This window comes from Desulfosediminicola ganghwensis (assembly GCF_005116675.2).
Taxonomy (GTDB): Bacteria; Desulfobacterota; Desulfobulbia; order Desulfobulbales; family Desulfocapsaceae; genus Desulfopila; species Desulfopila ganghwensis.
Map to the genome: position 1 here is coordinate 1330788 of NZ_CP050699.1, position 15164 is coordinate 1345951.

Annotated in this window: 12 protein-coding genes and 1 riboswitch; of the genes, 1 reads left to right on the top strand and 11 read right to left on the bottom strand. The window is 49.9% G+C overall.

Annotation, left to right across the window (positions count from 1 at the left end):
* Positions 1 to 255 precede the first annotated feature (255 nt).
* The 3 genes from FCL45_RS05705 to FCL45_RS05715 all read right to left on the bottom strand — a co-directional run bounded on the left by FCL45_RS05705 (position 256) and on the right by FCL45_RS05715 (position 3149).
* A complete protein-coding gene (locus tag FCL45_RS05705; RefSeq protein WP_176360003.1) occupies positions 256 to 465 on the bottom strand; it encodes a hypothetical protein in 210 nt (69 codons plus the stop codon).
* 268 nt (positions 466 to 733) lie between these two features.
* On the bottom strand, positions 734 to 2236 hold the full coding sequence (locus tag FCL45_RS05710; protein WP_136798400.1) for a methylenetetrahydrofolate reductase C-terminal domain-containing protein: 1503 nt from the start codon (positions 2234 to 2236) through the stop codon (positions 734 to 736).
* Positions 2237 to 2579: 343 nt separating this feature from the next.
* A complete protein-coding gene (locus tag FCL45_RS05715) occupies positions 2580 to 3149 on the bottom strand; it encodes a lysophospholipid acyltransferase family protein (RefSeq protein WP_217907678.1) in 570 nt (189 codons plus the stop codon).
* Positions 3150 to 3628: 479 nt separating this feature from the next.
* Here FCL45_RS05715 and FCL45_RS05720 point away from each other — a divergent pair, with 479 nt between their 5' ends.
* Positions 3629 to 4084, top strand: coding sequence for a nuclear transport factor 2 family protein (locus FCL45_RS05720; protein WP_136798398.1), 456 nt, complete (start codon positions 3629 to 3631; stop codon positions 4082 to 4084).
* A gap of 151 nt (positions 4085 to 4235) precedes the next feature.
* Here FCL45_RS05720 and FCL45_RS05725 read toward each other — a convergent pair whose 3' ends face one another.
* The 8 genes from FCL45_RS05725 to FCL45_RS05760 form a co-directional block, all read right to left on the bottom strand.
* Positions 4236 to 4901: a DUF2459 domain-containing protein gene (locus tag FCL45_RS05725; RefSeq protein WP_136798397.1), complete on the bottom strand. Its 666-nt coding sequence runs from the start codon at positions 4899 to 4901 to the stop codon at positions 4236 to 4238.
* Between the two features lie 68 nt (positions 4902 to 4969).
* A complete protein-coding gene (locus FCL45_RS05730; protein ID WP_136798396.1) occupies positions 4970 to 6997 on the bottom strand; it encodes a CocE/NonD family hydrolase in 2028 nt (675 codons plus the stop codon).
* A complete protein-coding gene (locus tag FCL45_RS05735) occupies positions 6984 to 8279 on the bottom strand; it encodes an ATP-grasp domain-containing protein (protein ID WP_136798395.1) in 1296 nt (431 codons plus the stop codon). The genes FCL45_RS05730 and FCL45_RS05735 overlap by 14 nt, the downstream gene beginning before the upstream one ends.
* Positions 8280 to 8366: 87 nt before the next feature.
* Positions 8367 to 8441, bottom strand: a riboswitch (cyclic di-GMP riboswitch).
* Positions 8442 to 8608: 167 nt separating this feature from the next.
* Positions 8609 to 9049 (bottom strand): DUF1499 domain-containing protein, encoded by a 441-nt coding sequence (locus FCL45_RS05740; RefSeq protein ID WP_136798394.1) that lies wholly within the window; start codon positions 9047 to 9049, stop codon positions 8609 to 8611.
* A gap of 140 nt (positions 9050 to 9189) precedes the next feature.
* The gene (nhaD, locus tag FCL45_RS05745) at positions 9190 to 10614 is read right to left on the bottom strand and encodes a sodium:proton antiporter NhaD (protein ID WP_176360101.1); all 1425 of its coding nucleotides are present in this window, start codon (positions 10612 to 10614) and stop codon (positions 9190 to 9192) included.
* An 802-nt stretch (positions 10615 to 11416) separates the two neighbouring features.
* Positions 11417 to 11857: a DUF1499 domain-containing protein gene (locus FCL45_RS05750; RefSeq protein ID WP_136800038.1), complete on the bottom strand. Its 441-nt coding sequence runs from the start codon at positions 11855 to 11857 to the stop codon at positions 11417 to 11419.
* A gap of 208 nt (positions 11858 to 12065) precedes the next feature.
* Positions 12066 to 13490 (bottom strand): sodium:proton antiporter NhaD, encoded by a 1425-nt coding sequence (gene nhaD / locus FCL45_RS05755; protein ID WP_176360102.1) that lies wholly within the window; start codon positions 13488 to 13490, stop codon positions 12066 to 12068.
* Between the two features lie 78 nt (positions 13491 to 13568).
* Entirely contained in the window at positions 13569 to 15056 is a 1488-nt protein-coding gene (locus tag FCL45_RS05760; RefSeq protein ID WP_136799934.1) for an SLC13 family permease, read from the bottom strand.
* Positions 15057 to 15164: the final 108 nt, after the last annotated feature.

Genomic DNA, 15164 nt, shown 5'->3' on the forward strand with positions numbered 1-15164 from the left:
GACTATATATATTTTTGTCGATACACGACCGAGAAACAAGGTCGGAATATATGGCTGCCAAGGAAATCAGGGGGGGATGAAAATGCTATTAGGTTTATCTGTTCGGTGTTAGTGAGAAAAATATTATATCCAGCTCCGCTGAACGGTTGTGCACGATTTTTCACCAATACCGTAAATTTTATTCAGCATCGACGGGGTTATGATGGGATACTTATTAGGCTGCACAGATAGAATATTGTGGCAAAAGGTCACGCATTACGTAAAAAAACTGTGGGCCTGGATGGCGTCGTGGGAAAAGTTCCAGTCGGAGGTGAGAAAATTCTTTTTATAACTATGCACTTTCAGATCAAAGTTTGTGCCAATGGCTTGCTCTTTCCATGCCCCTCTATTCCTCTGGTACTGTACGAAAGTTCTGCTCCCCAAAACTGAAATCACCTTTACGATTTGCAGGAACTCAATTTTCATGTCGCTTATGGCCATCCTTGTTCAGGCTTATACAGGGACAGATCTGTGATGAGCTTCATGTCGACCGGGGCAATCGCGTCAACCAGCAGGAGTAGATCGCCAGCCCGAAACCTTTTCAAGATTTTATATATTTGCAGGGTGGAGAGGACACCTGCAGAGTGCCTTTCAAGAGTCTTGTACAACAAAACGGTCACTGGCACCCCCTTTCTGATTGTGAGCTGCCAGCAACCGATTGCAAAAATAGGTGGAGTAGTCTGTATGGTAGCAGCTATGCTGCTTTTTCCTCTTTCTGGTGATCCCGGTCAAGGTGGAAATTAATCCAGGACGAGGTACCTTTCAACTCCCATAGCCTGGGGGGAACGAATTCGGCGGCCAACTGATCTGTTTCGTTGTAGCGTTTCATGCGTTGATAGGCTCGAACCCAGACACATTTTTTCTCAGTGTTGACCTCGCAGAAGCCGTCACGGCTGCCGCCGCAGGCGCCATTGCGGGAATGTTTCGGGCAACCGGATTCCGGGCAGATAAAGCCCACATGCTGGATGCCGCAATCACCACACTCCTGACAGGAGAGCACCAGCTTTTTAAAGGGGTCTTCAAGAAAAGATTTCAACATCCATGAGGCGTTGTTCGCATCCAGGGTGCCGGAGATTTTTCTATACATCGGGGCAAAGGATGCAGATTTGTCAAAAAACAGGTCGTGGGCGGTGCGCATGAAAAGATAGAGTGCACTTTCCCCCATTCCAGAACTCGTGTCGTCTTCAGCTTTGACTGTCGTGTTGCCGTTGGCGGCAGGGTAAAGGTAATACCTACCAGCAGGCTGCTCCCTGAATTCTTCCAGACAATCCTGCCAGTTATGTTCCAGTTCCTTCATTCTGTCCAGGATGGCTGCGACAGTATCGAAACTTTTATGGATTCCTCCTATGTGGATGCCTTTGTAGCCAATTCCTTTAAGGGCAGCGCCGAGTCTGGCAGTGCGCTCAATAGCCATTTTGGCGCCTCTGCCTTTAACCTCGTATTCGGACTCAATCTGTCGCAGCAGCTTGTCTGAGACATACACGCCAGGCACTCGCTTATTGAACATGGCCTTGGCAGGGCCTTTGCCGAGCAGGTAGAGAGATGCGAGCACCGGCTTATTGATTGCATTTTTCTGGTTGAAGAGCAAAAGCTCCTGGTATTTGTCAATGTCATAGCCGAGCTGGGTGATGACAAAGGAGGCACCAGCTTCGAATTTGCGTTGCAGCTTTCGGTATTGCATCCAGCTTTCCGCCTCGGTGTATTTGAACGGCGAGACGGCACAGCCTGTAAAAAAGATTGGAGAAACTCCACGCTCAACCAGCCTCTGATTGAGGTCGTTGAGCATCGCGGTCAAAACAACGGAATCGAAATCAAATACCGGCGTGCCGCGACCACGATAACCGTTTCCGGAATAGTCGCCGGTGAGAGCCAATACGTTTTTCATACCGAGCCTGGCGAGCTGCAGGGCGCGGCTTTCCATACCTACCCTGTTGGTGTCCCGACAGGTGAAATGGACAATTACATCAAGGCCATAATCGAGGATCTCCCGTCCAAGTGCATCGGGGCTGAGGGCCGGGTTGCCTCCGGGATTATCAGTGATGGAAACTGCGGTGATTCGGCCGTCGTCGTAGGCGTCTTTTGAGATTTTTTTGATGGTGTCTGTGGCTGCGCCGCTGAATTCACGTCCGGGAACCAGCTCGAGTGTAACTACAAACTTGTCGGGGGTAGAAAGATCTTCAATGAAACTGTGTACCATTAACTGCTCTCCTTACTCGTACTGGCAGATCCAAGAAGTCTATGGCCTCCTGATCTGCCTACATCGAAAGTCGTACAGCACGTAATTCTTTTCCAAATACACATCCATACATCGTGATACCTACCACCCAGTAGTACATAATTCTGTCATTCTGTCGAGGGAAAAAGAATAATAAGTTAAAGCTTTTCAGTATTTACTTAAATTATGGGAGGGTCTAGCAAAGCAAGGGGATAACCAACAGGGATCAGATCACGTTTACTAGTATTTTCGAGCTAGTAAATGTGGTCTGTTCCCTGTTGGTTTCTTATTCGTGCAGTTGAACTTCAGGAGCATCAGGGGAGGATCAGATATCACATTGGCTGGAATACTTTCCTGAAATTCCGGAATACAAGGTACGTATTTGCGCAATGTCTGTTTCGGCATCCCCGGTAGGTTCGAAGGTTGACAGGAACCCACCTGTTTTATTGGCGTAATCAAGAAACGCGAGAGCTATAGGGATTTTTGCGCCAAGAGCGATATAGTAGAATCCGGTCTTCCACTTATCGACTTTAGACCGTGTGCCTTCTGGTGGTACAGCTATGACTAATTGCTCACTTTCATTAAATTTTTCTATGGTCTGCTCTACGACATTGTTTGATGATGACCTGATAATGGGAATTCCCCCCATCCACCTCATAATAGGGCCACGCCAACCTTTGAATAGCGAGTCTTTCCCCATCCAGTGCATATCAAACCCATAAACAAAAGCCATTGCTAATGATATCGGAAAATCCCAGTTACTCGTGTGGGGGACTGCGATTAAGACATATTTGGCTGCTGATGGGGGTTGGCCTTGCAGTTTCCAGCCAGCAATTTTGAGAGAAAATTTACATAGCGGCGTAACAATGGAGCGAATTATCGGAGTGTTGTACATCGTCAACTTCACAAAATCATACCTGTGTATAAGGATAAATTGGCTCTGTAAAAATAGGTTACCTTGGAGGATTGCCTTGCCCTACAAGCGCCAAGATATCGTTTACCTGACAGCGGTTGAGAATATCATCTTGATAAGAAGGTAGAAACTATTAAATTAATTAAATTTTCCGGTTTGTTGTCCGCGGTGAAATCTGAGAGAGGTGGATTCTCCACTGCCACTTCACAGGATGGCTGGTTATGGTCTACTAATCCGGCGGCAAGAAAGATATGAGCCTGACAAAAATGTTAATTAAGCATGATGTTATTGCGCTATTTGTTCCTTCAGCCAAAAATGAGGATCGCACTCTGCACTCTTCTACAATCCCACCCGTGGGTCTATTGTTACCATTTTCAGGGTTGTTTCAACCTCTGCCAGTCCCTGCTTAGCGGTTACCTTCCTCCTCAGTTTTTTACCCCCAAACATTCCTGGAGGGGAAAATGAAAAAAATCGTAACTATAGCTGCTATACTGTTTCTGACCAGTGCGTGCATGGCAGTCAAACACAAGGGACCTGGTAAAGTTGAATTGACCAACAAGGGAAAAGCTGCTGCAGTCATTGAGAGTATTGAGATCGGTAATCCGGAACCTATCGGTTACATTGACCCCCATAAGTACATCCAGCATGACCTGGCCGTGGGCGACGGCTTAGCTGGTCTTGGAGAGGCCCTTGAAGCAATGGCCGTGGCGGGTACCCCGATGCTGTATACGAAAACCCATATGATTTTTGGTGAAGGGAATTTCGTGCTCGCTGTATCCGAAGGCAAGTTTCTCGGAAAACACGCTGATTTTTACGACCTGTTCCGTATCGAATCCGGAAAAATTGTTGAACAATTTGATACCATAGAGGAAATTCCTGCTAAAGAGCTGTGGAAAAACAGCAACGGAACGTGCTGAACTTAACGCTCTTTTTAGTGATAGCGAATAAAAGACAGTGGCTCAATCCGGTTTCGATGCTGCAAATGATCGAGGCCTGATTGTTATGGGAATAACTATTGGGCAGACCACGTTTACTTGTATTTTATCGCCAGTAAACGTGGTCTGCCGCTCAATGCCGGTCGGGTTTTTTCTGCTGAACCTTTCCCAGGTTACGTAGCTGGGAGAGGAGACCATCTACGGTAAGGGTCGGGTTTACCGGGCATCCTGCTGCCTGCAGGACCACCGCAGTCCAGGAGTTACATGTCATAAGCAGGTGGTATTTCTCTTCTGAAGCGAAAAATCGGCTGAAACCATAGAGGCCTGGCCCCAAGGAAATGACCGAACCGTTCTCATCGCGCGAGAAGCTCTGGGCGATTCGCCTGATCATTTGCGCCAAACCGACAGCTGAGAGCTCTATCCTGATAATCTCGCTATTTGGAAAGGTAGCCTCTGGCGGCCTGTTCATACCGACGATGTGCAGAACACTTGTTGTAGGAAATACCAGGGCCTGGGCACCAAGAAACAGTCCCGGCTCCGGGGACCTGTAATATGCTCGATCTCCCCAACCGATTTCCAGGTAGTCCATATGAGCGAATTCAGCCAGTTTCGGCCAATCTGCCTGGTGAATGTCGGACTGCTGAACGACGATACCCGCATGCCAGTCGTGACTGACAACGTGGATTATCCTGGTCGGCTCACCTGGCAGAGGCGGGAAAAGAGTGTTGGAGCCGGTGGCGGAACAGGCAGGCAAGACTGCTATAAGGCAGAACGTTACCCGGACCAACAACCACCACATAGGCCACCTCCAGGATGAGTGATACGTCGCGAAAATCTCAAAGCGCGGCCTGATGGTCTCTTACACAATCAGACAAGATCACGGGGTATCACATAATCCCAATTTTGTGAGTAGACACGCTTATCTCCTTCATAGGCATCAAGCTCCGCCCTGAGATAGAAATATTGCGATGAAGAACTCAGTACGGTGCGGCCTTTGGTACGAATGGACCAGTTGTTCCTGATAAATGATCTCTCCCAGGTGGTTTCACCCTGAACGGAATCGAAATCGTCGCCTTGATACGTGTACCATTCTTTCGCTGTGCGACTGATTGTCAGGTCAATTCTCTTGATATACTGTGATCCGTTGTCGTTGATCACCTTCAGCTGAGATACATCCGTAGCAAGATCCCGGATCACGGTCCAGTTGTGATATTCCGGTCTGATCACCTCCATCCTTTCAGGGGGAGCTGCTTCCGGTAGATCCAATTGACGAAGTCGTTTGTCTTCAGGCTGTGGTTTTCGAGTGGGTAGCAGCAACCTGCTGTTACTTGTATACAACTTGATTCCGGCTGACTCCGGTGCAGGCCACGCCATCGGCCAATACGAAGTGGAAACAGCCACACGTATTCTATGACCGGCTGGAATCGCCTGGCCAATATAATTCAAATCCACCTTGACGGTATAGTGTTTGCCTGGCTCTAATGGTTCGGGGAATTCGCTGCTGTTTCTGTGTGTTAAATTGAGGAGGCCGTAGGAAATCCGGGTTGCTTTATCGTCCGGTGCTATATCGGACAGTCTGACAGCGATCATTGCAACGGGTTTGTCTGCTTCAAGTTCGAGCTCTACCCGAGGAGCCCCCAGTATCTCGATCGATTCCTTCAGTGGAGCACTGTCATAAACACGGGCGCCCCCGTCTTCCTGGCGCTGATCATGCGGCAGATCCGGGGCGGCTGCGTAAGAACACCATTTCCCTGCAAACAGCCCCAGTCCAAGTGGAGACTGGAGTCGACAGCATTCATTCTCGCCGCTTGGTATGGCCGTGGGATCAAGCAACCGTGCCGGTGCCATGGAATAGATTGTTGTATTGATATTTGACGAAGGCCAGGATGTTTCCCCAACCCATCTTCCCCGTCGACACTCATAACTGGTGGTGGGCGGAACACTCTCCTGCATCCAGACACGGAGCATGGGTTCAGCCATTACTCCTGTATCGATGCCCTTCAGCCATGTGTCCCACCAGCGGAGCGCTTCCTGCAGAAATCCGATTGCCGGCCCGGGTATACCGACGTGGGGATATTTATGTCCCCAGGGACCTATAAGCCCTTTCCGTGGACCGGTCAGCCCGGTGAGTAGGCGAAAAACGGCGTTGGAATAGCCATCCGCCCATCCACTGACAGCCATCACCGGACACTCGATGGCTGCGAAGTTTTCGCACACCGAGCCGTGTTTCCAGTATTCATCCCGTCTCTGGTGTCGGAGCCACTTTTCCAGCCATAATCCACTTCCACGCAAACGCTCAAACCACATCTCGCGCCATTTTTCACCGGCAATTTCCGGGTCAGGCGGGCAGGAGTTGTAAGCAAACATGGTCGATGCCCAGGAGAGATTGTCACCCAGAAGACATCCCCCCATATGGTGCACATCATCTGCAAAGCGATCGTCTGTCGAGGAGGCTGTAATAATTGCCGCAAGCTGAGGTGGTCGCATCGCCGCAATCTGAAGTCCGTTAAAACCGCCCCAGGAGATCCCCATGATGCCAACTTTTCCGTTGCACCAGTCTTGTCGTTCCAGCCATTCAAGGATGGTTATACCGTCATCAAGCTCCTGCTGCAGATACTCATCCGCCAGAACTCCTTCCGAGTCGCCGCTGCCACGAAGATCAACCCTCACACCGGCGTAGCCATTTCCCGCGAAATAGCTGTAAATCTGATTGTCACGGCTGCGCATGGAGTCCCGTTTGCGATAGGGGATATACTCAAGAATAGCGGGGACAGGATTTTCTTCGGCACTTTCCGGCAGCCAGAGCCTCGCTGCCAGCCTGACTCCGTCCTTCATCGGGATCCAGACATTCTCATACTGAACGACTTTGTGTGCAAATTCTCTAACGATCTTCATGGGATTCTATTTTGAAAGGCAACATCGCCAGGGCCGTCTGATAGTTCGCCGATAACTGCTCGTGACTGTCCGCCCCCATATAAAGAGCGGCAATCTCAAAGCTGTAACTATCCTGATCAAACAATTCGGAAAGGCGCATGCCTTCCTGAATGTGGACAAGCACCTCCGTACCCGGAAATTTCTGCTCGACCTGTCTGATGTCTTTTTTACCTGGTACCGCAACAACCCGACCATCCTGAAAAGCTCGAACCATAAACTTTGCAGCCACCTTCATCGGCCCTTGACGATATGGGAAATCAGGACGCTGCCCCAGGGCAAGATCAATCAGCACCTTGTGATGGTATTCGCCGTCAACCAGCTTGAAGAGCGGACAGTGAGATTTCGAAATTCGGGTATTGATCTCAAGGAGGTGGATGGTGTTTTTGTCTTCATTCCAATAAAACTCTATGTTGAATGGTGCATTATCGTATCCGATATGAACCATGACTTTTTGGGTTGCCTCTATCATGCGGTGTTGCACATCGGCAGGGAGGTTTGATGGGTACTGGTAACGTGTAAATGTCGAACTGTGGATGCTGTCACGAAGAGAATCTATAACTCCGTATATATGAACGCTCCCCTTATACACATACCCCTCAAGTGTGCACTGCTGACCGTGGGAGATAAGACCTTCGGCAATGCAGTGGTACCCGTCAACAGCTCTGATCCCTTCGGGCAGCTCAGCTTTGCTCAGGATTAAATTAAAAGGCTCTGCGTATCTGGCAATATTTTTACGAATAATATCAAGGCTGGTTTCGAACTCTCTGGTATCGCGTATCAGAAAACCGAGATGGGACAGTACTGACTTGACAGGTTTGAGCCAGAAAGGAAAGTCCAGCGTGCATTGTGCAACAGCATCTTCCCGAAATGGATAAATTTTCTGAAATGGTGGAACCAATTCCGGAATAACTTCTTTTTGAAGGAGGCGGCTCCAGTATTTATGCTCGCATTTAAGCACAGAGATAAGGCTTGGCCCCTCCAGGCCTATCTCATCTCGAATGAGAGGTAATGTCGTGCTGACAGGAAAATCCCAAAACCCGATAACAGCGTCAACAGTACCGTCAAATTCCAGCAATACTCTTTGTGCATGCTCAAGAAGTTCTTGAACAGGAAAGCGTTTCACACGTTTTATCTCCTGGTAAGATAAAAGAGTATGAAAGCGGTATTGATCTGAAGACTGCACTTCCTGCAGCTGGGCAAGGTGAAAATCGTCGAGACCTACCACAAAGATAATCTTAACCATTATTATTGGTACGTTGTGATTAATGGGTATTCAGGAAGTCTGCATATTTCCATCACCTTTATAAAAAAAACCGTGCCACCTGAGTTTCAAGGCAACCCGGCTATCTAAACTAAACCCGCAGTTTTCCGTCCCTGTCTTGCGGCAGGTTTGGCTTTATCGTATATCGAATACACTTACATAATTAATTTTAGGTAAGAAGGTCACCACATGTCAATGCACTGAAAAAAACAACAGCGAGTCCACACTGACATGTGTGGACTCGCTGCTATTTGAGAAAAGTGAGACTGAATTCTTATGTCGCAGGAGATGCTTTTTTGTTCTTGTCCCTTCTAATACAGGGCAACAATCTGCTCATACCGATCCCGGCTGGCATCGTGGTTAAAGGTGTAGAGCCTTGGCGCGGAACGGAAGTGAACCACACCTTCGTTGGCATCCAGGTAAAATTCAATATCGTCACTCGTACCGAACAGACCGCTTTTGCTGAGTGCGTGAATATAAGGGCCTTCCACCTTACGCAGTTCGATCCGTTCAAACCTTTCCAAAGCCTTCAGGATAGCTTTTTGGGTTTCTTCGAGGTTGCTTTTGAAAGGCATTGGTTCGACTTTATGCCGGGCTTGTTCTGTCTGGCTGGAAACAGCGTTCAAATAACCCGGAATAGGTGCCAGCTTACCGTCTTTCACTCCAATACAGGAGGGCACAATTGCGTTTCTCATGAGAACCAGACTTGCAACCACAACTACCACGGCAGAAACACCTAATATTGATCGCATACTCTTCTCCACTTTGAAAGTATTTCAGATTTGCTGTTGTACTTGTTGTATTTCGCTTTTCAGCTATATCTTTAATTTTTCAATAACATTATCTGTGGTCGGAGACCGGTTACATTGATCCGGCCTCCGACAGCAATCTGTTACATCAGCGAGCCATTGACCAGGAAATGGGCATAGATGCTGGCGATGTAGCCAAGGGCAATTACCGGGGTCCACTTGAGGTGGCCCAGGAAGGTGTACTTGCCGCGGGCAGCACCCATCAGGGCCACGCCTGCCGCGGAACCGATGGAGAGCATTGAGCCACCGACACCTGCAGTCAGGGTCACCAGCAGCCACTGGCCATGGGACATTTCAGGCATCATGGTGAGTACGGCAAACATTACCGGGATGTTGTCGACAATGGCGGAGAGGATGCCGACCAAAATGTTGGCGGTGGTTGGTCCGAGATCGAGGTACATGAACTTGGAGACCATCGCCAGGTAGCCCATGAAGCCGAGGCCGCCCACACAGAGAATGATGCCGTAGAAGAAGAGCAGGGTATCCCACTCGGCGCGGGCAACTTTGGTGAATACATCGAATGGAACCAGATCGCCGATGCGCTCGGCATCTTTTTCGGAACTGAAGGTGGCCTTGTTCTTTTTGTGGGTTTTATGCAGGTAGTAACCAAAGATCTGCAACAGGGCCAAACCAGCCATCATACCGACCATTGGCGGCAGGCCGAGGAAGTTGTGGAAGCTCACCGCGGTGGCGATGGTCCAGAGGAAGAGGCCCATGATGACGAAGGCTCCACGCTTAAGCTGGATGTTGCCGACATTGGAGTCAGGCTGGGCCTTGGGCACGGCAAAGTGCATGATCGCCGCAGGAACAAGCCAGTTAACCAGGGCTGGGACAAAGAGTACCAGGAACTCCTGGAACTGGATGATACCTTTCTGCCATACCATCAGGGTGGTGATGTCGCCGAACGGGCTGAAGGCGCCGCCGGCATTGGCAGCTACAACGATATTGATACAGGCGAGTCCGACAAACTTCTTGTCTTCTTTGCCGATGGCCATGACCACGGCACACATCAGCAGCGCGGTGGTGAGATTGTCGGCAACGGGGGAGATAACGAACGAAAGGGCACCGGTTACCCAGAACAGTTTCCGGAAAGAATAGCCGGCGTTGACCAGCTTCACCCGGAGCACTTCAAAGACTTTACGCTCTTCCATGGAGTTGATGAAGGTCATGGCCACCAGCAGGAACAGGAACAACTCGGCAAACTCGAGAATGTTGTGCCTGATGGCGACCTCGGCGGTGTGATCAACGCCCTTGATCGCGTAAATGAGTCCAATAAGGCCCCAGATGACGCCTGCAGCCAGCAACGCCGGTTTCGATTTTCTCATATGCGTTTTTTCTTCAAGCATGACGAAGGCATACGCAATGACAAAGGTTAATATTCCGACATAGCCAACCCAGTGCATGGTCAGGTCGAGCTGGATACCTGTATCCCCGCCTGAAGCCGCCATGGCCATCGAGCTGCAACCCAGAACGGTGCCGAGGGTAACAAATAACTTAATAAGACTCATCTTCTGCATTAAATCTCTCCTGTGGTGATGCTTGTAAAAACGTTCCTCGTTGGCAAGATGGCGAACGGGGGGAGCGCATGTGTTGTAGAACGCTGTATTGTCATTTGCTGCTACACGCCCTTGCGTTTCAATCCGTTACATCGGTATGTCTCAGTTCGACGTGTTGATGCATGTGATCTGATCCCATACTGTTCCAGGATGTTGAAGCCACAAAGTGTAACACTGTAGGTATAGCAACTGACATGCCAGGGCGTGATGAATCGTAACTAAGAGGGATTGTGCAAGGAGGGTTCGACCGGCGTGATTCGAATGTCACGATCGAAGAAGGGAGGTTCCGGCATTAGAGTGTGCAGTTTTAAGAGGCTGTCCGTGCGTGCTAATTGTCGTGTATGTTATGCTCTCGCATTTTGAAAAAGAGGTGTTGGGGAGGTGTAACAGCACGGAGTGTAAAGCGTGAAATTTTTCGGTTCCGGCCAGCATTCGCTGTAAAGGTATTGGGATTTGCTAACCATCGGCAGGAGAATGGAGGGTAAAAACCTTTTACAGGTTGCAAAGATTTCAGACAGGTGGAACTTTCGATCACTCCCCGGCTAACAGGATATTGGTTGTGATATTGCTTGAAGCAGAGGGGGAGGACAGCTCAATGGAGAATGTGGATATACGGAGTGACGCGGGAGGGGCGTTTTCTGGTGTATCTTGTTGAGGCGGGTGGTGAGGCTGCCTGAAAGGTGGCGGGATACATGCGATGGAAAGCAAATATAACGAGTTCACACTGATGTGAACTCGTTAAGTTTGTTTGCCATCAGTACAGCGCAACGATCTGTTCGTAACGATCCCGGCAGGTTTGTTTACTGAAGGTATAGAGTCTGGGCGCGGAACGGTAATGAACCACCCCTGCGTTCTCATCAATGTAAAACTCGATATCGGTGGATGAACCGAATACGCCATTTTTACTCAAAGCATGTATGTATGGGCCTTCGACTTTCTGCAGTTCAATGCAATCGACTTTATCAAGTGCTTGTAATATAGAGCCCTTCGTCTCTTCGAGATTGCTTTTGAATCGGAGCGGCTCGACCCTGTTCCGGGCAACCTCGGTCTGGCTGGACACTGCATTCAGAAAGCCGGGAGGTGGGGCGAGTTTGCCGTCAATAGCTCCAATGCCAGAGGGTATAATCGTGTTTCGCAGTAAAATGAAACCGGCGAAAACTGCTGCAGCTGCAGAAATACCTATCAATGCTCTCATAATACCTCCTGTTCTCGGTACGTTCAGATTTTAGCTCAAATGTACCATGATCATTTCGTCTAAATAAAGAAAAACATATGATGTTAAGCTGTTATCGTTTTTCTGAATGATCGTTTTTTCGAGAGATACTCAATGAAGGTATCTGTAAGTATAGATTTTTGCTCATTCGGAGGCCGGCTGTATTGATCCGGCCTCCGACAGCAATCTGTTACATCAGCGAGCCATTGACCAGGAAATGGGCATAGATGCTGGCGATGTAGCCAAGGGCAATTACCGGGGTCCACTTGAGGTGGCCCAGGAAGGTGTACTTGCCGCGGGCAGCACCCATCAGGGCCACGCCTGCCGCGGAACCGATGGAGAGCATTGAGCCACCGACACCTGCAGTCAGGGTCACCAGCAGCCACTGGCCATGGGACATTTCAGGCATCATGGTGAGTACGGCAAACATTACCGGGATGTTGTCGACAATGGCGGAGAGGATGCCGACCAAAATGTTGGCGGTGGTTGGTCCGAGATCGAGGTACATGAACTTGGAGACCATCGCCAGGTAGCCCATGAAGCCGAGGCCGCCCACACAGAGAATGATGCCGTAGAAGAAGAGCAGGGTATCCCACTCGGCGCGGGCAACTTTGGTGAATACATCGAATGGAACCAGATCGCCGATGCGCTCGGCATCTTTTTCGGAACTGAAGGTGGCCTTGTTCTTTTTGTGGGTTTTATGCAGGTAGTAACCAAAGATCTGCAACAGGGCCAAACCAGCCATCATACCGACCATTGGCGGCAGGCCGAGGAAGTTGTGGAAGCTCACCGCGGTGGCGATGGTCCAGAGGAAGAGGCCCATGATGACGAAGGCTCCACGCTTAAGCTGGATGTTGCCGACATTGGAGTCAGGCTGGGCCTTGGGCACGGCAAAGTGCATGATCGCCGCAGGAACAAGCCAGTTAACCAGGGCTGGGACAAAGAGTACCAGGAACTCCTGGAACTGGATGATACCTTTCTGCCATACCATCAGGGTGGTGATGTCGCCGAACGGGCTGAAGGCGCCGCCGGCATTGGCAGCTACAACGATATTGATACAGGCGAGTCCGACAAACTTCTTGTCTTCTTTGCCGATGGCCATGACCACGGCACACATCAGCAGCGCGGTGGTGAGATTGTCGGCAACGGGGGAGATAACGAACGAAAGGGCACCGGTTACCCAGAACAGTTTCCGGAAAGAATAGCCGGCGTTGACCAGCTTCACCCGGAGCACTTCAAAGACTTTACGCTCTTCCATGGAGTTGATGAAGGTCATGGCCACCAGCAGGAACAGGAACAACTCGGCAAACTCGAGAATGTTGTGCCTGATGGCGACCTCGGCGGTGTGATCAACGCCCTTGATCGCGTAAATGAGTCCAATAAGGCCCCAGATGACGCCTGCAGCCAGCAACGCCGGTTTCGATTTTCTCATATGCGTTTTTTCTTCAAGCATGACGAAGGCATACGCAATGACAAAGGTTAATATTCCGACATAGCCAACCCAGTGCATGGTCAGGTCGAGCTGGATACCTGTATCCCCGCCTGAAGCCGCCATGGCCATCGAGCTGCAACCCAGAACGGTGCCGAGGGTAACAAATAACTTAATAAAACTCATTTTCTGCATTTAACCTCTCCTGTGGTGATGCTTTAAAACGTGTCCCGCAAGCAATCTCACCTGCGGGACGGATTTAATCTAACTAGTTGGAATTATGGTGGTCATTCCCATTAGTGGCCAGATTATGGTGACAGCCAGCCAGGTTACTGCCATGAGCAGAATTGACGCTGGTATGCCATATTTTACGAATTCTCCTGTGGTGAACTGCCTGGAGTTGTAGGCAATGGCGTTCGGTGCCGCCCCGACCAGGAGCAGAAACGGCATGCCGGCAACAACCAGGGAGGAGAAGAGTATGACTTCTCCGCTTACGCCGAGATATGGTGCAATAACAAGTGCAACAGGCAGGGAAATGGCGATTGCCGCGACGTTCATGATGAAGTTGGTCATCATCATGACGAAGAAGGCCATGCCCATAATGAATACGATTGCCGGAGCATTTTTGAACAGCTGCAACCAGTTGACGGCGAGCCATTTAGCGGCACCGGTCTCCCAGAGGCAGAAGCCGATGGACATTGCACCGGCAAAGAGCAGGATTATGTTCCAGGGCACCATTTCAAGATCATCGAGATCAAGAATATTCAGAGCAAAAAAGGCGATTGTGGATAAGAGCATAACCCCGGTTTTATCAAGTGACGCAAAGGCCGGGACAAAACTCTTGAGGGCAATAACAAGAATGGTCGCTACCACAATGAGTACGGTCGCTATTTCATTACGGCTCCAGGAGCCGAGCTCGACATACATCCGCGCCGCCCGCTCTTTGAGGCCGGGAATGCGATCTTTCTCCGGGCGGAAGAAGACCATGACAAATCCCCAGAGCAAAAACACCATCAACCAACCGATGGGGAACATGTACATGGACAGCTCGAAAAAGCTGATGTTCACACCCATAATGTCCCTGTAGAATCCTAGTGCTACAGCACCACGGGCAGCGCCGAGCAGGGTCACGATACTTCCCGCTCCTGCGACATACGCCATACCTATAAAGAGCCCCTTGCCGAATTTGGTCGGGTTGTCGTCGTCCGAGTAGAGCGCATGGATGGTCATCAGCAGCGGGAACATGGTGGCAGCCACCGCGGTGTGAGCCATCAGGTGGGTCAATGCTGCGGTCATGACAAAACATCCCAGGTAAATCATGCTGGTTCGTTCACCAATGATGGACAACATCTTGTAAGCCAGTCTCTTGGTGAGGCCTGTCTTGGTGAAGACCATGCCAATGACTATGGAGCCAAAGATGAACAGTACTGATGGGTCCATGAAGTCGCGAAATGCCGTGGCCGGGTTACGGATCAGAAAAATAGCCTGCAGTGCGCCTATGGTAAGGCTGGTGATACCGATCGGAACAACTTCGAATACCCACCAGGTAGCAGCCAGGACAAAGATTGCCAATGCGCCTTTGGCCTCTTTACTGAGGACAAAGTGTTCTCCAAGTGGATCGATAGCATCCGGCCAGGGCGGACACCAGTAGACAAATGCAAAAAGACCAATGCCAAGCAGCATGAAGAAGAGCCGCTTAAGATCGAATGTGGAACCTCTGGCCTGCTGCTGTACCGCTGTTGCTTCACTCATAATCTTTTCCTTCAGTCCTTAAATATTGTGAGCGCCGAGGTTCGGGATGCTGGTTTCATTTACTGCACGTCTTTTAGCGAGGCGTATCCCGGCAGCGCTGTGTTTACT

What these genes read in the sequence shown, in the direction of transcription:
- FCL45_RS05730 (WP_136798396.1), bottom strand. Translation starts at nt 6,997, where the DNA reads ATGAAGATCGTTAGAGAATTTGCACACAAAGTCGTTCAGTATGAGAAT.
- FCL45_RS05760 (WP_136799934.1), bottom strand. Translation starts at nt 15,056, where the DNA reads ATGAGTGAAGCAACAGCGGTACAGCAGCAGGCCAGAGGTTCCACATTC.
- FCL45_RS05720 (WP_136798398.1), top strand. Translation starts at nt 3,629, where the DNA reads ATGAAAAAAATCGTAACTATAGCTGCTATACTGTTTCTGACCAGTGCG.
- FCL45_RS05725 (WP_136798397.1), bottom strand. Translation starts at nt 4,901, where the DNA reads ATGTGGTGGTTGTTGGTCCGGGTAACGTTCTGCCTTATAGCAGTCTTG.
- nhaD (WP_176360102.1), bottom strand. Translation starts at nt 13,490, where the DNA reads ATGAGTTTTATTAAGTTATTTGTTACCCTCGGCACCGTTCTGGGTTGC.
- FCL45_RS05705 (WP_176360003.1), bottom strand. Translation starts at nt 465, where the DNA reads ATGAAAATTGAGTTCCTGCAAATCGTAAAGGTGATTTCAGTTTTGGGG.
- FCL45_RS05735 (WP_136798395.1), bottom strand. Translation starts at nt 8,279, where the DNA reads ATGGTTAAGATTATCTTTGTGGTAGGTCTCGACGATTTTCACCTTGCC.
- FCL45_RS05750 (WP_136800038.1), bottom strand. Translation starts at nt 11,857, where the DNA reads ATGAGAGCATTGATAGGTATTTCTGCAGCTGCAGCAGTTTTCGCCGGT.
- nhaD (WP_176360101.1), bottom strand. Translation starts at nt 10,614, where the DNA reads ATGAGTCTTATTAAGTTATTTGTTACCCTCGGCACCGTTCTGGGTTGC.
- FCL45_RS05710 (WP_136798400.1), bottom strand. Translation starts at nt 2,236, where the DNA reads ATGGTACACAGTTTCATTGAAGATCTTTCTACCCCCGACAAGTTTGTA.
- FCL45_RS05740 (WP_136798394.1), bottom strand. Translation starts at nt 9,049, where the DNA reads ATGCGATCAATATTAGGTGTTTCTGCCGTGGTAGTTGTGGTTGCAAGT.
- FCL45_RS05715 (WP_217907678.1), bottom strand. Translation starts at nt 3,149, where the DNA reads ATGTACAACACTCCGATAATTCGCTCCATTGTTACGCCGCTATGTAAA.